The sequence below is a fragment of the Chloroflexota bacterium genome (assembly GCA_018648225.1).
Taxonomy (GTDB): Bacteria; Chloroflexota; Anaerolineae; order Anaerolineales; family UBA11858; genus NIOZ-UU35.
Window position 1 is genome coordinate 1 of the sequence record JABGRQ010000047.1, and the last position, 21,653, is coordinate 21,653.

General features: G+C 51.3%; 17 protein-coding genes. 12 read left to right on the forward strand and 5 right to left on the reverse strand.

Annotated features, from left to right (window positions below; genetic code table 11):
• The 3 genes from HN413_02680 to HN413_02690 all read right to left on the reverse strand — a co-directional run.
• Positions 1–1,289, reverse strand: a 1,289-nt coding sequence (locus HN413_02680; protein MBT3389292.1) for an MFS transporter, incomplete at its 3' end; no start/stop codon positions are given.
• A 195-nt stretch (positions 1,290–1,484) separates the two neighbouring features.
• Positions 1,485–3,821: a GAF domain-containing protein gene (locus HN413_02685; GenBank protein ID MBT3389293.1), complete on the reverse strand. Its 2,337-nt coding sequence runs from the start codon at positions 3,819–3,821 to the stop codon at positions 1,485–1,487.
• Between the two features lie 17 nt (positions 3,822–3,838).
• Entirely contained in the window at positions 3,839–5,383 is a 1,545-nt protein-coding gene (locus tag HN413_02690; GenBank protein ID MBT3389294.1) for a diguanylate cyclase, read from the reverse strand.
• 155 nt (positions 5,384–5,538) lie between these two features.
• Between HN413_02690 and trmFO the strand changes: the two genes are divergently transcribed.
• The 6 genes from trmFO (at position 5,539) to HN413_02720 (ending at position 11,362) form a co-directional block, all read left to right on the forward strand.
• Complete coding sequence (gene trmFO, locus HN413_02695) at positions 5,539–6,912, forward strand: methylenetetrahydrofolate--tRNA-(uracil(54)-C(5))-methyltransferase (FADH(2)-oxidizing) TrmFO (GenBank protein MBT3389295.1); 1,374 nt, start codon at positions 5,539–5,541, stop codon at positions 6,910–6,912.
• Between the two features lie 199 nt (positions 6,913–7,111).
• The gene (locus HN413_02700) at positions 7,112–8,023 is read left to right on the forward strand and encodes a M28 family peptidase (GenBank protein MBT3389296.1); all 912 of its coding nucleotides are present in this window, start codon (positions 7,112–7,114) and stop codon (positions 8,021–8,023) included.
• A 57-nt stretch (positions 8,024–8,080) separates the two neighbouring features.
• Positions 8,081–9,340: a HAMP domain-containing histidine kinase gene (locus HN413_02705; GenBank protein ID MBT3389297.1), complete on the forward strand. Its 1,260-nt coding sequence runs from the start codon at positions 8,081–8,083 to the stop codon at positions 9,338–9,340.
• 68 nt (positions 9,341–9,408) lie between these two features.
• Positions 9,409–10,761, forward strand: coding sequence for a GTPase HflX (hflX, locus tag HN413_02710; GenBank protein MBT3389298.1), 1,353 nt, complete (start codon positions 9,409–9,411; stop codon positions 10,759–10,761).
• On the forward strand, positions 10,761–10,970 hold the full coding sequence (locus HN413_02715) for a hypothetical protein (GenBank protein MBT3389299.1): 210 nt from the start codon (positions 10,761–10,763) through the stop codon (positions 10,968–10,970). The genes hflX and HN413_02715 overlap by 1 nt, the downstream gene beginning before the upstream one ends.
• 23 nt (positions 10,971–10,993) lie before the next feature.
• A complete protein-coding gene (locus HN413_02720) occupies positions 10,994–11,362 on the forward strand; it encodes a response regulator (GenBank protein MBT3389300.1) in 369 nt (122 codons plus the stop codon).
• Between the two features lie 54 nt (positions 11,363–11,416).
• On the opposite strand, the gene pckA is transcribed toward HN413_02720, so the two are convergent.
• Positions 11,417–13,066 carry a phosphoenolpyruvate carboxykinase (ATP) gene (pckA, locus tag HN413_02725; GenBank protein MBT3389301.1) on the reverse strand — a complete coding sequence of 550 codons (1,650 nt, stop codon included), beginning with the start codon at positions 13,064–13,066 and terminating at the stop codon, positions 11,417–11,419.
• 78 nt (positions 13,067–13,144) lie between these two features.
• On the reverse strand, positions 13,145–14,362 hold the full coding sequence (locus tag HN413_02730; GenBank protein MBT3389302.1) for a pyridoxal phosphate-dependent aminotransferase: 1,218 nt from the start codon (positions 14,360–14,362) through the stop codon (positions 13,145–13,147).
• A gap of 174 nt (positions 14,363–14,536) precedes the next feature.
• Here HN413_02730 and xth point away from each other — a divergent pair, with 174 nt between their 5' ends.
• The 6 genes from xth to HN413_02760 all read left to right on the forward strand — a co-directional run.
• Complete coding sequence (xth, locus tag HN413_02735; protein MBT3389303.1) at positions 14,537–15,313, forward strand: exodeoxyribonuclease III; 777 nt, start codon at positions 14,537–14,539, stop codon at positions 15,311–15,313.
• A gap of 75 nt (positions 15,314–15,388) precedes the next feature.
• Complete coding sequence (locus HN413_02740) at positions 15,389–15,973, forward strand: sigma-70 family RNA polymerase sigma factor (GenBank protein ID MBT3389304.1); 585 nt, start codon at positions 15,389–15,391, stop codon at positions 15,971–15,973.
• A gap of 1 nt (position 15,974) precedes the next feature.
• Positions 15,975–16,904, forward strand: coding sequence for a hypothetical protein (locus tag HN413_02745; protein ID MBT3389305.1), 930 nt, complete (start codon positions 15,975–15,977; stop codon positions 16,902–16,904).
• A gap of 348 nt (positions 16,905–17,252) precedes the next feature.
• Positions 17,253–19,844, forward strand: coding sequence for a hypothetical protein (locus tag HN413_02750; protein ID MBT3389306.1), 2,592 nt, complete (start codon positions 17,253–17,255; stop codon positions 19,842–19,844).
• A 23-nt stretch (positions 19,845–19,867) separates the two neighbouring features.
• A complete protein-coding gene (locus HN413_02755; protein MBT3389307.1) occupies positions 19,868–20,302 on the forward strand; it encodes a pilus assembly protein in 435 nt (144 codons plus the stop codon).
• Between the two features lie 14 nt (positions 20,303–20,316).
• Positions 20,317–21,653 (forward strand): Tad domain-containing protein (locus HN413_02760; GenBank protein MBT3389308.1); only part of this gene is annotated, 1,337 nt, incomplete at its 3' end.

The window sequence follows — 21,653 nt, forward strand, 5'->3', positions numbered from 1 at the left end:
GCCTGTTGCAAACGATCTTTTGCGGCACGTTTTTGCATTTGATCGCGCAATGTTTGGATATCACCATCGATAAAGAATAGCGCGCCCAGATAGAACAGGAAGCACAGAAGCCAGGCTGTGATGCATATCGATAGGATCGCCGTTTGCAGGTTGGTAGCATCGGCGATAATGCCTGCCAGTAGTGGAGCAAACGCTGCGCCGCCGTTTTCGATGAAATATTCCACGGCCTGGGCGGTGCTGCGCACTTCAGGAACGGTGACATCGTACACTGTCGAGATTACATTGGGCGAGGAAAGCGGCATGAAAATCGCCGTCAACAGCATTAAGACCAGGAAGGTGTTGCGGGCATCAATCGGGGTTTGGATCGCAAGGAACAGGAACAACGCCCCTAGCAGCACACCCGCACTGGAGACCAGAATCCGCCCCTTTCGAGTGCGTTTGAAGGCCGCATCCCCTGCCGCCCCGCCGACGAAGTAGCCCGCTGCCAGCACCAAAATCACCGGCGCCATCGTGAACAGGATCGCGTCCCCATCGTAACCACGCTCTTTTTCGAGGTAGTCAAAAAAGAAATAAGTAATCACATTCCAGGGGAAAACCCCGGCGAAGCCTTGTAAGAAGACAAACCACATGGTGCGTTTCTTGAACACTTCTTTGGCCTCCGCCCACGAGAAGCGGAATTGGGTCATTTCTTCTATATCGGCAAATTCAGGTTCGGCTTTGCCGCGTGGCATTTCTTTTACGAAGAAAAAGATTAATATTGCCAGCAGCAGCCCCAGTCCGCCAGTGATATAAAAAACATTGCGCCATCCCAGGCCGGGGGCCACCATCAGAGCCAGTACCATGCCAATCAGGTAGCCAATCGGTTGCGCCAGTTGCAGCACTCCGTAGACTTTGCCGCGCATGTTGGGGCCGAAATAATCCGCAATCAGGGTATAAATCCCCGGGTACGATGAATCGTCCACGCCAGTGGATGCGCGCGTTGCCACAAATACTGGGAATGTTCGGGCGATGGCGCTCAGCCAGGTAGTTGCTCCCCAAATGAAAGATGCTAGCGCCAGTAGTTTAGCGCGGGCGAAGCGGTCGTAAAGGTAGCCCCAAATCGGGTATAGAATTGTGCCTACGACCAATGCTCCAGTGATAATCATGCCAAACTGCGTGTTGTTGATCTTGAACTCAGCGCTAATCTGCGATTTCAGCGGCCCGATCAGCAGTTTATCGGTTTGGTGCAGCAGCATGAAGAAGAAGAAAATGACAACAACGAACCAGCGATAGGATTTTTTAGTTTTCATTGCGATCCTTTATTCAGTTTTCCTAAATACCCCACAGCTTGCTGCGGGGATATGAATTTTAGGGTTTTGCTTCTTTGTTGGCGACGAATTCACAGATTTTTAGATAATGCGATCTTTGCGGAAATAGCAACATCATAACATAATATTAAGACTGTATTGTTGAGAATCAGCCGGATTTGACAGATTTTTTTGCAATTAGCGGGTTTCAACAGGGAGCGAAAAATAGAAAGTTGCTCCCTGGCCCAATTCGCTTTCGGCCCACACGCGCCCCCCGTGACGATGAATTACGCGCCGGACGGTCGCCAGTCCAATGCCGGTTCCATCAAATTCATCGCGTTGGTGCAGCCGTTGGAATACGCCAAACAACTTGTCGGCATATTGCGGGTCAAAGCCAACACCATTATCGCGGATGTAAAAGTGATAGAACTCCCCTGTTTCGTCCATATCTTTGCTGATTTCAATGTGTGTATTTTCAGCCAATCCAGTGTATTTCACAGCATTGGCGATCAGATTGCTCCACACCACGCGCATTAGCGCCGGGTCGGCCTGAACTATCGGCATGGAGGCGATTTGCCAATCAATCACGCGATCCTCGTCTGTGATTTCAATCTCTTCAACCAGTTTTTCGATCAAAGAGCTAAAATCTACCGCGCGCAATTCCATCTCGGCGCGCGAAGTGCGCGAAAATTTGAGCAGATCATCAATCAGCTGGCTCATGCGGTCACTGGATGCGGCAATATTATTGAGAAAGCGCAACGATGTTTTATCCATATCTTCATGATCGCGATCGAGCAATAATTGGGTAAACGCGTTGATATGGCGCAGCGGAGCGCGCAAGTCGTGTGATACAGAATAGGAAAAGGATTCCAGTTCCTGATTGGCTTCCTGAAGTTGCAGGGTAGTTATTTCCAGAATCCGATTGGAAGTTTGCACGTCTTCGAGCAAATTGCTCATTGCGCTGTTGAGTTGTTCAACTTCTGTGACGCGCAATTCTAATTCGGCTGTGCGTTGCGTCACACGTTGTTCAAGCTCGTTGGTCAGATTCTGATAATCTTGCAATAAGCGCGTGTTTTCAATCGCGGCGGCGGCATGAGTACATAAACTTTGTGCCAATTGAATCTCGTCCTGGGTATATTCGCGGAAGGTAGTTTCTTCGTAAACTTCTATTAACCCTGAGATGCGCTGGCCGGTAATCAGCGGCAACATTAACATTGAGGTGATTTCATCTTTTTGCATATAAATGCGTTCACCGGGGTCCAGCATGGGATCATTTAAACTCAGACTGGACGGCTGGCCGGTTTCAAGCACTTGTCGCGTGGCTGGATAATCTTTCAGGTTGTATCTGGTTCCTTTTTTTTCTGTGAGTTCCGGGAACTCCCGGCTGTAATCGAGCAGCGTTTCAATATAATCTTGTTCTGGATACCACAAAGAGATTGAGCAACCGCTGGGCGAAAGTGCGTTGCTAAGAATGGATGCAATTTGCTGGAGTACATCATCGAGGGTGAGCGCTGAGCCAATCACCTGGCTGGCCTGATATAAGATAGATAGCTCGGAATTGCGTTGGCTGAGCGCCTTTGCGCTTTCCTGGGCATGGGCAAAGGACTTCGCCCTGGCGATTGCCAGCGCAATTTGGGCGGCCACTTGTTCGCCGCGGGTGATTTCTTCATCGGTGAAGATATGGCCGATTTCAAAACCAATGATTGCTGCCCCCAGTTTTTGTTCATTTACAATCAGCGGCAGCCCCATCGCTGCACGTGGTGGAAATTGCGCCGCGATGGCCGGATCAACATAGGACGAATTGCGTGTATCTTCGGCGATCAGCGTATTCTCTGCTTGCAACACTGCGGCAGTCATGGTTTGCTGCCCTTTGATCGCTTTCATGCTCGGATTGGTTTCCCTCATTTTTTGGTAGGCTGCTACGGGTTGAGTCGTTTGCGTTTCTTCATCCCACAGCGCAAGATAGCAGCCATCCGCGCCAAAAAGCTCTCCCAGATGAAAGGCCAGCGCCTGTAGCATATCGTTAAAATTACTCACTCCGGCGGCAATGATGGCGATATTATTAAGTTGTCGTAGATAATTGGATTGCGAAATTAGCGATTGCTCTTTTTCTACATGAGCGCTAATGTCAACCGCCATAATCTGGACGGCTTGTTCATCATCAAGGTGTTGGACTTCCTGCGTGATTTCAACCGGAATGACGTTGCCATCCAGGCGGATAAATTCGCTCCGGACTGGATGGCCCCCACTCTGCCCGCGGTTTTCTATGGACAGCCAATTCTCGGGAGAGGCGATCGTATGAATATGTTTTCCAATCAAATCTTGACGGCCTGTTGCCCCCAGTAATTGAATGGCGGCCGGATTGGCAAAGTAGATTTCATGATTTTTATGCAAAATAATCGCATAGGGCGCTGTATCGGCAAGTGTCCGATAGCGCGCTTCGCTTACGAGTAGCGCGGCTTCCGTTTGCTTTCGCAGCGCCAGTTCTTTCTCAAATTCTTTGGTTTGGCGTTGGTGTTTTTTTCTGATTTGCATATTCCAGGGTAGTTTTATCATTTTGCGCTGACTCGATTGCGTCCGGCTTGTTTGGCTTGATACAGGGCTTGATCGGCTCTGTCGATTAATTGGTCAATCGTCGTATCGGTTTCAAAATTGGATGTAGCAATGCCAACGCTGATGGTCAATTTGACCGGCCCAATCTCGGTTTGGATTGGAGTCTTGTCTACCGCTTTGCGCAACCGCTCTCCGGCGTTTCGGGCGCTTTCGGGTGGGGTTTCTGGCATCAAGATGACAAATTCTTCGCCCCCATAGCGCCCCAGAATATCGGGTAAGCGAATTTTCTTTTGCAGCCGTTGCACCAATTCAATCAATACCTGATCGCCAATGGTGTGTCCATGCCGGTCATTAATGTGCTTAAAGTGATCCAGATCAATCATTAAAACCGTCAGATCATGTTGATAGCGTTTGGATTGCTGAAACAGGCGCTCGGCCTGGCCGAATAAGTGACGGCGATTAAGCGCGCCGGTGAGTGAATCGGTATTCGCCTGTTTGCGTAACTCATCCTCGGCCATTTTGCGATCACTAATATCATAAAACATAATGATATGGCCTTCAATCGCCTCCTGCCCTTTCTGGATATTTGTGGACTGCAATTCGTACCACCGCCCCGGATGGATTTGTAATTCGACGATTGTGCCCGGCGAATCAATAATTTTCTGGATGGATGTTTGGTGATCTGGAAATAAGTTAAAAATATTCTTGCCAAGCGCAAATGAAGACCGTGCGCCTGAGTACGATTCCGCCGCAAGATTCATGTCCAGAATATGCTTGCGTTCATCGGTGATAATTACACCACTTTGAACATGCTTGAAGAATAAATGATACGCCACCGGGACAACGTCCAAAAAATGGTAGAGTTTCATCAAGATGAAAAATATCGCGCCCGTAAGTACGAAGCTGAGCGGTGTCGGGTCATAAGGCGCTATCGGGTTGCTGTTGCTAATATATAGTGCATTCGGCGTCAGAATTAAGATAATCACCAGTGTCAAAGGGATAATTTGCCAGCGATATTTTCTGGGCATCCGCAACATGCCGCGAATCAAAATCAAAACCCCAGTCATGACGATAATATACGCATACGACGTCCAGAGGTAAAACCCAGCCCCATATGTTTTTCGAAAAAGCAGCAGGCCTTCCTGGACGACAAATTCATAATCCAGATAAAACCAATTATGCCAGGGAAAAGTGAGAATCAGTACATAACTCACAATCGGAATAATGCTCAATCCGGCAATTGATTTTTTGTTCACCCACTGGTCAAACTGTGTATAGCTGGCAACAAATAATAGCCAGAACATACTGGTAGTAATAATCCCCAAATACTCTACCCGTATCATCAGAATCTTTATCAACGTATTTCGATGAAAAAAGCCAATCAGGTGGCCGAAAGCCCAAATTCCCGTGCTCAAAGTCAACAGGCTAAAATAGCGAGAGCCGCGTACCGAACGCGTGCCCCAGGCAAAAATACTCAATCCAATCGCCGTGAGTACCGATGCTGTGTATAGAAAAGCGTATGGGGTAAATTGCCAGTTATCCATTTGATGCCATAGTCCCACGCATGATTTTCAGGAGTGGCCGGAGTAGCTTTAGGGAGCATATCCCCCCTGTGTGCATTGCATTGCGCCAATCCCAAAGTACTGGAAACGTTTAGATAATTGTAGCAGAAGTTTGCCCTGCTGGTAAAATTGCATTTATGGAAATATTAATCATTATTGGCGGCGGATTGGCTGGCAGTGAAGCTGCCTGGCAGGCGGCTCAACGCGGTGTGCGCGTAAAATTGTACGAGATGCGCCCCAGGCTCGAAACGGGTGCCCATACCGGGGGCGACCTTGCGGAGTTGGTTTGTTCCAACTCCCTGGGATCAAATCTGGACGACCGCGCTCCGGGCCTGCTGAAAAATGAACTTCGCCGCATGAATTCATTACTCATCGCCTGCGCCGATGAGACCGCAGTTCCCGCGGGCGGCGCGCTGGCCGCAGATCGCGATCAGTTTGCCGCGTTGGTAACACAGCGGTTGGCTCAACATAAAAATATTGAAATCATCCGTGAAGAAGTCAAATGGATCCCTGAACAACCAACTATTATTGCTTCTGGCCCACTGACTTCTGATCGCTTGTCGGCGGCGCTGGCGGCGCTTACCGGGCAGGAACACCTATATTTCTTTGATGCGATTGCCCCTATCGTTGCCCTCGATTCGATCAATATGGATATCGCCTACCGCGCCTCGCGCTATGGACGTGGCGAGCAAGATGAAGGCGATTATATCAACTGCCCCCTCAATGCTGGCGAATACGAAGCGTTTGTTCGCGCGCTGCGCACAGCGGAGCGCATTGAGTTGAAATCATTTGAACAACAGGTAACTGAAGGCGTTCGGGCGGGAATGCACACCTTTTTCGAAGGCTGCCTGCCTGTTGAAGTGTTGAGTCAGCGCGGCGATGAAACGCTGGCCTATGGCCCCTTGCGTCCTGTCGGCCTGGTAGACCCTCGCACCGGAAAACGCCCCCATGCCGTAGTGCAGCTTCGTCAGGATAATCTGGCTGGCTCATTATATAACCTGGTAGGTTTTCAAACCAATCTCACGTTTGCCGAGCAGCGCCGCGTATTCCGCATGATCCCTGGCCTGGAAAATGCCGAGATTGCCCGTTACGGACAGATGCACCGTAACACCTTTATTTTCTCGCCCGCGCTGTTGCATCCCACGCTGCAATTCCGTCAACGGGATGATTTATTTTTCGCCGGGCAGATTACTGGCGTCGAGGGCTACGCCGGAAATATTGCCACGGGTTTGTTGGCTGGATGGAACGCGGCGCGCCTGCTCAGTGGTGAGGCCCCGCTGGAAATGCCCCCGGAAACGATGCTGGGCGCGTTGTGTCATTATATTACCCATGCCAGCGCGGCAGATTTTCAGCCGATGAAAGCCAATTTTGGTATTTTGCCCGCGTTGCCCGCACCGGGCAAGGGACGCCGCAACAAACGCCAGCGGATGCAGCTTTACGCGGCGCGCGCGCTGGAAAGTCTGGAAGCATTCTTGCAAGCCAAAACCTTCAATATAATGGGTTCAATCTGAATATGACTGGGGAATCGTTGTCATTCCGAGCGCAGCGAGCATAGCGAGCGTAGCGAGGAATCCCTTTGAAGCGGCTTGATTCATCACTTGCATAGGCACTTTTTAACATTCCGGTTGATGGATTCTTCACTCCGCATACGCTTCGTTCAGAATGACGTGTGTCCAAGCTTTTGTTGACGATTATAGAAAGAGGATATTTTTGAAAAAACAATGGAGTATTCTTCTTGGCTCCGGATTAAGCCTGGTGCTGCTTGTGGGTTGGCTATTCGCTGTTACCGCGAGCGTGCCCGCTGCGGTCTTTGATGGTGAGCGCGCCTTGGCTGATATTGAGGCGCAGCTTTCTTTTGGGCCGCGCACGCCGGAGAGTCCCGGGCGGGTGCAATTTTTACAATGGGCACAGGCCGAATTCTCTGCCTCGGGCTGGACGACCGCCCCCCAGGCAGCGGAAATCGATGGGCATGAGATCACCAATCTCGTCGCGCAGCACGAAGCCCGCGCAGACGGGCAGCCCTGGTTTATTTTGGCAGCTCATTATGATACGCGCATCTACGCCGATCAAGACCCCGACCCGGAGAAGCGCGGGCTGCCCGTCCCTGGGGCCAATGATGGCGCTTCGGGCGTGGCTGTTCTGCTCGAGCTGGCGCGTGTCATCCCGGCTGATTATCCCGCGGAAATCTGGTTGGTATTATTCGACGCTGAAGATAACGGCCGCATCGAAGGCTGGGATTGGATTCTCGGTTCGCGCGCTTTTGTCGCCGCGTTGGAAGGACAGCCCGACGCGGTGATTATTGTAGATATGATTGGCGATGCCGATTTGAATATTAAAATGGAGCGTAATTCCGATGTTGCGCTGACGTTCTCAATTTGGGAACAGGCAGCGGCTCTGGGATATAGCGCATATTTCCTTCCGATGATGGGCTACAGTATGCTCGACGACCACACGCCGTTTTTGCAAGCGGGCATTCCGGCAGTTGATGTGATTGATTTTGATTATCCTTACTGGCATACGACCGAAGATACGCTGGATAAAGTTTCGGCAGAGAGTTTGCAAATTGTGGGCGATACACTGCTGGCCTGGCTGCAAAATCGGGTTGCTCCGCTGGATAAGTGAGCGTTGAGAATGGTTATAAGTTTTGTCAGTAACCCTAATGTAGTGTACACTTAACTTATGCGAGTTGTAGAGTTATTTGATCAGGTTCGCGACCGTTGGGGCGAACGCGTGGCGCATCGGTTGGCGCGTGGCGAGCGCGTGCGCGAAAGTTTCCGTGATGAACTGGAGCGTTATTTCGATCTAATGCGCCAGGCGATCAGCAGCGGTGATCCTGCCTGGTTGAATGATGTGCTGGATCAGTGGACCGAGGCGCGCACGCAGTCCGAGCGCGAGCAGCGCGAAGCCAGTTTGGTCCCGATTCTGGGGCATATCATGCTCTCGTTGAATCATGTAGCGCGTGAAATCTTGAATCCCGAGGATGCGCTGGATTTGATAGACGCGGTGCTTCCGCTGCACGCGCACGCCCTGCAATACTCTTCGCAACTCGAAACCGATATTTATGTGCGCCATATTTCGGGAGAATTGGAAAAAGCCCGCAGCACACTGGAGCGTCTCGATCGGAGCAAATCCGATTTTATTTCCGTAGCCGCGCATGAGTTGCGCACGCCGCTGACGTTGATCGAAGGGTATGCCTCGATGCTTGGGGATATTCACCTGAATGAAGCACAGGTTATGGCACAGGCCGAAATTATGCTCCACGGCATTGGCAGCGGCGTTCAGCGTTTACGCGAAATCATTGAAGATATGATCGATGTTTCCCTGATTGATAATGATATGCTCAAGTTGAATTTCCAGCCGGTGTGGCTGAATCAGTTACTGGGAATCGCCCAGCATGAAATCAGCGCCGTACTCGCAGAGCGCGATCTGACCCTGGATATTCAGGAATTCCCCGGTTACAACGAGATGATCTTTGCCGACCCTGAACGGCTGTATCAGGCCCTTTGGAATATTCTTTCGAACGCGGTTAAATACACCCCGAATCAGGGAAGAATTACCATCAACGGACGCATACTTTCCGGCTTCATCGAAGTAACCATTGCAGATACCGGCATTGGGATTAACCCCGACGATCAGGAACGCATATTTGAAAAATTTGGCCGTCTGGGGAACGTGGCTTTACACTCCAGCGGAAAAACCAAATTCAAGGGCGGAGGCCCGGGGTTGGGGCTGCCCATTACCAAGGGGATTGTTGAAACCCACGGCGGCGCAATCTGGGTTGAATCGGATGGTTATGATGAAACGATTTGTCCAGGCTCAAAATTCCACATTTTGTTGCCAATACGAAAAGAATCGCCCGATGAAAAACTGAGCAAGCTCTTTGAGCCGCTTGGCGAGCAGCGCAAGGCGAAGCGCTGGAATCAGCGACGCAAGTCCTGAATGTAGTTATTTCGCTCAGTAAATCGCACTTTTTCTTGTGAAAGTGCGTGACCCTAAGGAAGTAAGTTATGTCTAAAGAAGTTTACAAAACCAAACCGCCTGCCGAATCGGCTTTTTTGATTGGGGCAGAGTTTAACGATCAGGAAAACTTACTCTCTCTGGATGATTCGCTGAGTGAGTTAGCCTTACTCGCCAAAACGGCTGGGCTGGATGTGGTTGGCAGCGAAACCCAGAAACGTGCTCGACCGCACCCAAAAACCTTTATCGGGGCAGGTAAAGTGGAAGAGGTGAAACTGCTCGCCGAAGAATTGGATGCCCAAGTGATTATCTTCGATGAGGAGCTTTCGCCGCGGCATCAGCGCGAATTGGAGAAACTTTTTGGCGAAGATGTGCGCGTGCTCGACCGCACCGCGCTCATTCTGGATATTTTTGCCCAGCACGCCAGCACGCGCGAGGGGGCGTTGCAAGTTGAGTTGGCTCAATACGAATACCGTCTGCCGCGCCTGACCCGCGCCTGGACCCATCTGGCTCGACAGGCGGGCGGTGGCGGCGGGCGCACCGGCAGCGCGGGCGGCGTGGGTTTGCGCGGCCCCGGAGAAACCCAGCTCGAAGTGGATCGCCGCGATATTCGCCGCCGCATCAGCCATTTGCGCGCCGAACTCGATAAAGTCCGCGCCCATCGCCAACGGCACCGCGCTCAGCGCAAGCGTTCGCGCATTCCCATTGTGGCCTTAGTGGGGTATACCAACGCCGGGAAGTCAACCTTGCTCAATGGGTTGGCAGCCTCGGATGTTTATGTGGCCGACCAACTCTTTGCCACGCTCGATCCCACGACCCGCCGCGTTGAACTCTCCGATGGCACGCCGATCCTCTTCACCGACACGGTTGGCTTCATCCAAAAGTTACCCACCATGTTGGTGGCAGCCTTCCGCGCCACGCTCGAAGAAATCGCCGAAGCTGATCTGCTTTTGCATGTGCTCGACATTACACATCCCAATGTGCATGCCCAGGCCGAGGCCGTGTTGCAAACCCTTAAAGAGATAGATGCCGACCACATCCCCATTTTGACGGCGCTCAATAAAATCGACCGCCTCCATGACCCCGGCGCGGCTCGTTTGGCGCTGGATGAATTCCCCGATGCGGTGGCGATTTCGGCCTTGCAGCGCGAGGGCATTGGCGATTTGCTGGCCGCGATTCAGCAGCAACTTTTTGAATTTTATACCCCGTTGGATATGCTCTTGCCCTATAGTGAAGGCCGCCTGATCTCTCTATTTCATGCGCAAGGCGAGGTTGAACTCGTCGAGCACACCCACAAGGGCGTGCATATCCGCGGGCGGCTGCCCGGACGTTACCTGGCCCAGTTCAAATCATTTTTGCCAGAAGAAGCTGTCGATGAAGATGCGCAGGAGGTGGAGGTCTGATGCTGTCTTTCAATCGTTTTTTGGATCGTTTGTCGGATTACCTGTCCCAACGCAAAGGCCTGCTCCCGTTGGTGGGCGTGCTTTTTGTGGCGATCAATTTTGTCATGAGGCTTTGCCTGGGGGGTAGTTGGCTCGCCGAGAGCGACCTGTTCCTGCACTTTGGGGTGATCGTGGCAATTGTGGGATTTTTACTGGCCTGGGCATTATAGCGACTTCATAACAAGGAGGAAAAATGTCGCAAATAATTATGATGGTTGATGACGACCCGCAAGTTCGTGCGCTGGTATCGAAACTGCTGACAAACAAGGGCTACGACGTGCGTTGCAGCGACTCAGGCCTCGATGCGGTGGCTCTGGCCCGGGAGATACAGCCCGATCTGATTTTGTTAGATTTAGAGATGCCCGGCAAAAATGGCTTTGAAGTGCTGGCTGATTTGCAAACGGATGAACAGGCCATGAATATCCCCGTGATCATGTTCTCGGCGCGCTCCCAGGTGGATGATAAAGTCGCTGGGCTTGATCTTGGCTCCGTAGATTATGTTGTCAAGCCCGTCCACCCCGATGAATTATTGGCTCGTATCCGGGCGGCGCTCAAGCGCTGATGTATAAAAAAAAGAAGCCGGTCGATTTTCTTATCGACCGGCTTCTTTTTTTATTTATAACACATCCAGCTTCGGCCCGGCGGCTCGCACCTCGGGGGGTGCATCTTCAGCGAATTTCTTGAAATTTTCAATGAAACGCGCCGCAAGTTGGCGATATTTGTCGTTGTAGGCGGCCTTGCTCGGCCACGATTTACTGGGGTACAGCACATCTTCCGGCACGCCGGGGCAGCTTTTGGGGACTTCAAAGCCAAAAACCGGTTCGGTGTAATAATCCACGTTCTGTAAATCGCCATTCAGCGCCGCGGTCAGCATGGCGCGCGTATAGCGGATGCTAATGCGTTTTCCAACGCCATACGCCCCGCCCACCCAGCCGGTATTCAGTAGCCAGGCCGTTGCTCCGTAGCGCGCCATTTTTCGGGCTAATAGCTCGGCATATTTGGCCGGATGATGCACCATGAATGGCGCGCCAAAACAGGCGCTAAAGGTGATCTCCGGTTCTTCGCCCAGGCCAACTTCTGTGCCCCCAACTTTGGAGGTGTAGCCTGAAATGAAGTGGTACATGGCCTGTTCCGGGGTTAGCCGGGCAATCGGGGGCATCACCCCGGAGGCGTCGCAGGTGAGCAAAAGGATATTCTTCGGGTGCCCACCGCGCCCGCCGGGCAGGGCGTTATCAATAAAATGGATCGGATAGGAGGCGCGCGTATTTTCGGTGAGTTCATCATCGTCGAGATCAATCCGGCGTGTCACCGGGTCATAGATCACGTTTTCGAGTACGGTGCCAAAGCGCTGGGTGCAGGCGTGAATTTGCGGCTCTGCGCTGGGGGAGAGTTGAATCACCTTTGCGTAGCAACCCCCCTCGAAGTTGAACACGCCGTCATCGCTCCAGCCATGTTCATCATCGCCGATCAGCTTGCGATTGGGGTCTGCCGAAAGGCTGGTCTTCCCTGTTCCTGATAAGCCGAAGAAGAGCGCCACGTCTTCATCGTCGCCCTGATTGGCCGAGCAATGCATCGTCATTACGCCCTCTTTGGGCAGTAGATAATTCAGCACAGTGAAGATGGATTTTTTGATCTCACCGCCATAGGCCGAGCCGCCGATGATCGCCAACTGCTGCTCGAAATTGAGGGCAATAAATGTATCGGAGCGTGTGCCATCTACAGGTGGAAAGGCCTTGAAGGAGGGCAGCGCAACCACGGTGAATTGGGGTACATGCGTGCGATATTCTTCGGCGCTCTGCGGCAGGATGAACATATTGCGCGAGAAGAGACTGTGCCAGGCGAATTCGGTAATAATGCGAACGGGCAAGCGGTATTCGGGGTGCGCTCCGGCGTAGCAATCTTGCACGAAGAGGTCGCGCCCTTGCACGAAACCTTGCAGGCGCGTGAAGAGTTCGTCGAATTTCTCGCGCCCGTAGGGGCGGTTGTATTCGCCCCACCAGATATCTTCTTCGGTGGAGGGTTCGCGCACGACGAACTTGTCTTGCGCGGCGCGGGCAGTGTGCTTGCCCGAAGGCACAATCATCGCCCCGGCGTGCGAGATATGCCCCTCGCCGCGGAAAACGATCTCTTCGTAGAGCGATTCGGTGGGTAAATTCCAGTAGGCCAGACGAAGGTTCGTGAAGCCGTGATTGCTCAGGCTGTAATCGCCCTTGAGGGCATGGGCTTGTACTTCGGCGGGGGTTTTGATGTTAAGAAGGTTGTTCATAGGGACTCCGATTGAAAGTTGAAAGTTGAAGGTTGAAAGTTACAGAATATTTTCCAATCTTCATTTTTCAACCCGTAGTTACAGCCAGTCTCGGATAAGTTTCCGGTCGCCAATATAAATTTCATTCGGGGCTGTGGGGTCTAAGGCCCAACGCATTCGCTCCACCCCTTCGGTGAGGTCCTTGACCGAACCGGCAAAGCTCAGGCGTAGATAGCCCTCCAGGCCAAAACTCACCCCAGGGACCGTCACGACCAGCGCCTTTTCGAGCAGAAAATCGGCTAGTTTTACCGAACTATTTCCATAGGCGCGGAAATCCGGCATGACATAAAATGTGCCATCCGGCGGGATAATCTTGAGGTCGTTGAAGGCTTTGAGTTCATTCATCACCACGTTGCGGTTGTTCTCAATCGTCAGGCGCAGGTTTTCGATCACGCCCTGCTGCCCCGTCAGCGCACCCTCGGCGGCAGATTGTAATAATGTGGCCGGGTTGGAGGTCATCTGCGATTGGACGTTAATCATCACTTCCACGATTTTGCGCGGCGCAATCGCCCAGCCGATGCGGAAGCCGGTCATGCCGTAGGCTTTGGAGATGCCGTTGACAACGATTAGATGCGAATTTTCGACATCTTTTTGGGTGTGCTGGTAGCCCGGCGTCCACGGTTTGCGGTCGAAAACCAGCTTGTGGTAAATATCATCCATAATCAGATAAATGCCCTTGCGCTCGCAGAATTCGACCAATTCGGCGATGAAGTCGGCACTGTACATCACCCCGGAAGGGTTGTTGGGGCTGTTGATGATAATGGCTTTGGTATATGAGCTGACCGCCTGCTCAATATCGGCCATGCGATGGTAGAAGGTGCCATCCTCGGGCGTGACGACCACGGGGATTGCGTAGCACATTTTGACCATCTCCGGGTAGCTGACCCAGTAGGGCGCCAGCAGCACGACTTCGTCTTGCGGATTGAGCAGCGTATAGAGAATATTGAATATGGATTGTTTGGCTCCTGTGGTGACGATGATATTCTCCGGGGCGACCACGCGCCCGTAGTTTTCCTCGGTATAGCGGATGATGGCTTTCTTAAGGGAAGGTGTGCCATCCACCCGCGCATATTTCACATCCCCCACGCGTAGCTGTGCCGAAGAACTCAAGATGGCGTTAATCGGCGTGGGGTTTTTGGGTTCGCCGATCCCCAAGTGAATCACGGGTTCGCCCCTGGCACGCAATAGTTGTGCTTTTTCGTTGAGCGCAAATGTGGGGGAGGTGGCAATGGATCGAGCTTGTTTGCTGAGACTCATTTTGACTCCATTTCAGGTAATTATTGGGTAAATGCTATTATACTCTTTTGAGCTTCCCCGGCTACGATAATTTCTTCTAAATGAGTCGCACCTTTTTCCTGCACAAACGCAACTGTTAACTGCAATTTTTTTGCAATAGTGTACAATATGGGCATAATTATTAGGAGTTCATAATTGAAAATTACTACTTGGAATGTAAATGGATTAAGAGCCGCCCTCGGTAAGGGCGCAGCCGATTGGTGGAATCGTGAGCCGTCTGATGCGCTCTGTTTGCAAGAGATTCGTGTGCGGCCAGATCAATTGGATACTGAGCAACGCGATTTGGTTGAACGTGTTCATGGGCATGCCGAATGGCATCCGGCGGAACGCGGCGGATACAGTGGCGTGGCAACTTTTACGCAGCAGGCGCCGCTGGAATCTACCAAAGGGTTGGGCGTAGAAAAGTATGATGTTGAGGGACGGATGATTCGAACAAAATTTCCGGACTTCACGCTTTTCAATGGCTATTTTCCCAATGGGAGCCGCGACCATAGCCGCGTGGACTATAAGCTGGAGTTTTACGCGGAATTACTCAACATTTGTGATGCATTGCATAAAAACGGGGAACAGATTGTGATTTGTGGCGATTTTAACACTTGTCACCAGGAGATCGATCTGCGTAACCACAAGCAGAATCAAAAAACTACTGGCTTTTTGCCTGAAGAGCGCGCCTGGATTGATACCTATTTGCAGCATGGGTTTGTGGATGCTTTTCGCGAACTGTATCCCGAGCGCGAGCAATATTCCTGGTGGACGTATCGCGCCAACGCACGCGAGCGCAACATCGGCTGGCGTTTGGATTATTTCTTGGTCAGTGAGAGTTTGTTGCCATTGGTAAAAGATGTTGTCATCCGTAATGATGTTTTCGGTTCTGATCACTGCCCGGTAACGCTGGAACTCGATATCGAATAGGCAAATTATGCTTCCAGGCTTACAAATCTGTAAGAAACAGAGTAAATGTAACAAAATCTGAGGATAGCTGTTTTAATGAGCGATTGGAAAAACGACCAACGAGTTCAGTTAGATGCTCAGTTGGTTAAACGGGCAAAACATGGTGATAGTGATGCCTTTGGTGAGCTTCACGATTACTATGTTGACGCAATATACAACTTTTTGGCTTCTCGCACGAGTGATCCACTGGATGCAGAAGACCTGACTGGTGAGGTATTTTTGCGTGCCTGGCGTTCATTAAAGAACTATCGCCAAAAGGGGTATCCTTTTTCGGCATATTTGTTTCGGATTGCGCGTAATTTGCTGATTGACCATTACCGTCAGTCTCAACGTCAAGATGAGGATACAGTTGAAGCGGAGGATATTGGCTCTTTGCGAGGGGCTGAAAAAAGTCCGGATGCGATTATCGTAATTAAGCAAGAACATCAACAACTGAAACAGTACTTAGATAATATTCGCGAAGATTATCGCGATGTACTGGTATTGCGTTTTCTGAGCGGGCTTTCTCCGGATGAAACCGCCAAAGTTATGCAGCGTTCATCGGGAGCGGTGCGAGTATTGCAGCATCGGGCGCTGGCTGCGTTACGCAAGCAATTGGGCAGCAGTAACGGTAGAGATTGATATGTTGGTATTTGGCAAGCGCAAAAAAATTGCAAATGCATTGGATCATTGCCTGGCATTGGTTATGCTTGAGGGAAAAAGCGTAGACGATGCAGTCGCTTTGTACCCAAAATTCGCGGATGAGCTAAAGAATGAGCTGGATGCCGCGATCTGGCTTCAGCAAACCGGGCAGAGTATGCGGCCGCGGCAGGAGTTCAGAGTAGTTTCGCGTCGACGCCTCATGCATCAAATCAAAGCTACTCCCCCAAAAAGTACAGGCAAATTTATCTACCGCCCGGTTCTCCGATTGGCTTTTACGCTATTATTGGTTTTGGGTATTGCTCTCACGTCAACGGGCCTGGTTGCGGCCAGTTCACTGCCCGGCGAAGCGCTGTATCCAGTGAAATTATCCATTGAAGAAACCCGTTTGTTCGTGAATCCGGATGATGGAAAAGAAATTCAACTCCGTCTGCACTTTGCGTCCAGTCGGGTTAGTGAATTGCACATGCTTTCGCAACAAGATGAGTTGGAAGCCGCTTCCCCGGCTTTGCAAAATTATCAGAAACACATTGCAGAGTTAGGCAGCGCCCTGGAGCGTGTCGCGGCAGTCGATCTGCCCCGGGCGCAACAGTTGGCGGAACAATCTTCCGAGGTGCTCGCCTCGCTCTTGCCCGCGCTTTCCGAACTCCAGGGTATTCAAAATTCGATGCAACCAAATTTTGACCTTGCGATTGAACAAACACAAACTACTTTAGCGAAAATGCGGCAAGTGTTCAATCTTGATGATGAGCAAGAATCGGACGAAGAACAAGATTCCAAAGAATCCTCCGAAGCCCTGATGCTTGTGGAAAATACCATCACCCCCACAGGCGCCTACGTCTCCGCCTCCGCAGGCTCCCACATCGCCGCCTCCCGAAGCCCCCGCATCATCAGAAGATACATCCGGGAATAACAAGAATGATGATAAAGACAATAATCCTACGGATGGCAATAGTGGAAAAGGCAATGATGATAAAACAGATAAAACCACCGGCAAAGACAAAAATAAATAGATAGATGTTTATATTCCAGCAAAAGGCGCTTACATCTGTGAGCGCCTTTTTTGTTTGCTTGCAAATCTGATAGGCTTACTGTGCAAAAGTGGTGTAACAGGAGACCTAACACTCCGTTTACTAAGAATATGGGGTCATTATTGATTTAAGTGAATGGACACATGGAGAGCGATGGATTGCATACACAAGTATTAGCCTGATTTTGAAAAAAATTCTTTGTGACATGTTGTAGTAGGAATGAGAAAAATATGGTGTTGAGTATGAAACTCCAGGGAAAAACTGAAAAAGCTCAAGGCCTTGTCGAGTTTGCGCTCGTATTGCCTATATTGTTGCTCATCTCGATGGGCATAGTTGAATTTGGGCGCTTGTTGTTTATTTATTCAGCTTTGAACTCTGCCAGTAGTGAGGCGGTGCGGTATGGGTCTGCGGTCGATGACACCAGCGGGCAGCCGCAATTCGCCGATTGCACGGGCATTCAGTCCGCTGCCACCGGCGTTGGCTCTCTGGTAAATCTCACTTCTGTGACCATCAGCTACGATGAGGGTCCGGGCGCTCCTGTGATTGCATCCGATTGCTCGGCGCTGACAGCCGCTGATATTGAAGATATTGTTGGCGGACGGGATCGCGTGGTTGTTCAAGTGCAGGCATTTTATGAACCAATTGTGCCATTGGTAAATATTCCCGGTTTTACACTTAGCGCCGAGAGCGTGCGTACCATTGTAAAGGATATTGACTTGGGCGTGGGCGGCGCGCCTGGGGCAGGGGGGGGAGGCGGTGGAGGTGGCGGAGCTACGCCCTCGGTGGTGTTCACCGCTTCAAGCCAGAGCGCCAACGAGGATGCTGGCAGCATCTCGATTGGTTTGCAGTTGAGTGCGACCGCAACTTCAGTGGTTACCGTGCCGCTTACGGTTAGCGGAACTGCCTCCAATGGGGTGGATTACACTATCACGCCGATTTCAGCAACAATTGGTGTTGGTAGCGACACCGCAACCATCACCGTCATCATTGCTGATGACGCCGTCTACGAAAATGATGAAACCATCATTGTCGAAATGGGAACACCGGTTAATGCAACCAAGGGGACACCCGATACTCATACTGTCACAATTGTGGATAATGATACGGAGCCAACGGTCTCGTTTAGTTCTGCCAGCCAGAATGGTAACGAAGATGTTGGCGCGCTAGTTTTTCAGGCGCAACTTGATGTGGCCGCAGGGGTGGATGTGGAAATTCCGTTTTCACTTGGTGGCACAGCCACCACAGGCGCTGATTATTCGATCACGGCCAGCCCGGTGACTATTCCGGCGGGCGCTATGTCGGTGAATATTACCATTACAGTTACGGATGACTCGCTGGACGAAGAGGATGCTGAAACCGTGATTATCACCATGGGCACCCCCACAAACGCTGCCAAGGGGTCTCCTTCTGTGCATACTGCCACGATCAATGATAATGACGACCCCCCAAGTGTATTTTTTGCCCTGGCGACGCAAAGCGGCCCGGAGAGCGCCGGGTTGATGTCGATCAGCGTTGAGTTGAGTACACCCTCTGGGCGCGCGGTCAGCGTGCCGTTCAGCCTTGGCGGGACGGCTACCAATGGGAGTGATTACTCTGTGGTGAACGCCAGCCCGTTGGTCATCACGGCGGGAAGCCCATCCGCCGACATTGTGATTTCACTCGTAGATGATGGGTTGATCGAAGGCGATGAGACCGTTATTTTCACTCTTGGGACGCCGACCAATGCTTCTTTAGGGGCGCTTACCACCCACACCGCCACCATTGTGGAGGTGGCCGATCCGCCCACGGTGAAGTTTACCAACGTCAGCCAGACCAGCCCAGAGGGCACCAGCGAAATCCATGTGTCCATTGAGTTGAATTACGCCTGGGGCGATGCAGTCACCATCCCCTTTGCGTTGAGTGGCACGGCCACCGCGGGTGCAGGCAATGATTATTCCGTTGCTGCCAGCCCGGTCAACATTCCCGCAGGTTCGCAATTTGCCAATTTGATTATCACGGTTTATAACGATACGCTCGATGAAAATAATGAAACTGTCATTATTACCATGGGAACTCCCACCAACGCTACCAAAGGTTCTCCCAGCGTACACACGGCCACTATCACCGATAACGATGATCCTCCGGTGGTATCGTTTGATTTGACCACACAATCGGTAAGCGAAGCTGTCGGCGCGGTTACTTTCCATGCGCAACTCAGCACGCTGTCGGGCAAGACCGTTACTGTGCCATTCTCGGTAACGGGCGGAAGCGCAACACAGGGCGCAGGCAATGACTATGTCATCACAACCAGCCCGGTGACGATTCCTGCCGGTTCACCTTCGGCAGATATTACGATCACAATTAATAATGATGCTACTGCCGAGAGCGACGAGACTGTTGAAGTCACCCTGGGCAGCCCTACCAATGCCACGGCGGCAACTGCGCCAAATAATCAGTATACTCTCACTATTCAAGATAATGATAGCTGCAGCATCTCGGCGCCGCCGCCCACGCGTGCCGGCGATACTGTCACCTGGTATATCACCAATGACAGCAGCTTCACGATCACACTGACAGATCTGTACATCAACTGGGACAATGGTGGTGGGCAAGACTTGAACAGCATCACGCTAAATGGCAATACCATAAATTACAAAGATACTGCCCCCCCAACGGATTTACCTACAGACAATGCCTTCGTTGGCCCGGTTGCCAACCGCCAGTTGGTTGCCGGGAATACGGCGACGATTGTTTTTAACTTCAAAAATAGCCCCACCAGCGGCTATAACGTCAGCGCTCGCTTTGATAATGATAATGCCTGTAAAGAGGATGATAGTTACTAATGCGTATAGGTAAAAAGCTACTCATGGTTAATCGAAAGCTTCCCAAAGATAATTGTTCAGAGCGCGGTCAGAGTTTCGCTGAATTAGCCCTTACGCTGGTTGTTTTGCTGATACTGATTGCTGGAATTGTTGATTTAGGGCGCGCCTTTTTTACGTATATCGCACTGCGCGATGCCGCGCAGGAAGCTGCTGTGTACGGCTCGATCAATCCTGCTGATTCTTCGGGTATCAATAGTCGGGGCATGGCTGTGCTCACCAATCGCATTGATACCTCCACGGTCAGCATTTTGCCAACATTCAGCGGAGCCTGCGCGAATGGGAGCAACACGATTCAAGTGGTTGTTCAGTTTAGTAATTTCAATATCACCATGCCGTTTTTGGGAACATTGGTGGGTTCACAAAACTTTAATATCACTGCCAGCGTAACCGATACGATACTTAGCCCGATGTGTCCATAAGTCGAGGGATTACCATGCAAAAAAATTCAAATCAAAATTCTGAGCAGGGACAGGCAATTGTTTTGCTGGTGTTGGCGTTTGTGGCCTTTTTAGGTTTTGCTGCCCTGGCCATTGATGGCGGTATGATTTATGCCGACCGCCGCCATGCGCAAAACGCTACGGATGCTTCTTCGTTGGCGGGGGCTGGTGTAGCTGCCCAGGAAATGGAAAATCTTGGAGTATATTTTAATAACTTTGACTGTGGATCGGTCAATGTTACCGCGGTGCAAAATGCCGCCGCCCTGGCTGCCGTTGGACGTGCCGCCAGCAATGATTACACGATTGATTATGATGTTTCCGATTTTCACGGTGTTCAGGTTATTTGTGTGGATGATGAGGACAAAGGCACTTATTTAGACAAATATCTGGATGTGAATACTTTGATCACGCGCACCACCAATACGGCGCTGGTTCATTTTGTTTATTCCGGCCCTGTACAGGAACAGGCCGAAACGATTGCCCGTATTCGACCGCGCACACCCCTGGCATTTGGACATGCGATTGTGGCCTTGAATGATGCCGCTTGCTCCGGCAATAGTAATGGCGTTATTGTTGGCGGCAGCAGCGGAACATACGTGCATGGCGGCGGCATCTTCTCCAATGGTTGTTTGAAATGCAATGGATCTGGGCCAAACTTTGAAGTTATTGTTGACTCACCGAATGGCATCGGATATGTTGAGGAGATGACCAATTGCAGTTCTGGGGAATTAGATCCGGAAGCAACGAATGTCCCCGATAAACTCCCGGCTGCATCCTATGATGTTGATTTGCCCGATTGCTCTGGTCTGCCGAATCGCAGCATACCCAGTGGCCAGGATGTTACTCTTGAGCCAGGCGTTTATTCGCAAATCAACGACAATGGCAAGGACACAGTTACTCTCAACCCGGGTTTGTATTGTGTGACTGGCTCCCCGATTGCATTCAAGATTACGACAGCCTGGTTTTATGGTGATGGGGTAACTATCTATGCAACGAATGGGCGTGTCCTGATCTCGGGCGGTGGCGATGACGAAGGCAATCCATCTGTTTTAAGTGCTCCCGCGGCTGATCCGGATCCATCTCCTGCCCTTTCGGGTATGTTAATTTTACTCGCCCCAGGGAATACCAGCGATGTGCAGCTAACCGGCAACAGCGAAACTCAATTTACCGGCACAGTATTCGCGCCAGATGGGGATATTACAGCGACAGGTTCCGGCGCATTAACAGCTCCGTTTAACACGCAACTGATCGGATACAATGTTCAGGTCGAGGGGAATGCCTTCATCGATATTAACTTTGATGGCGCAAACAGCTACGGCGTGCCGCCCAGGCT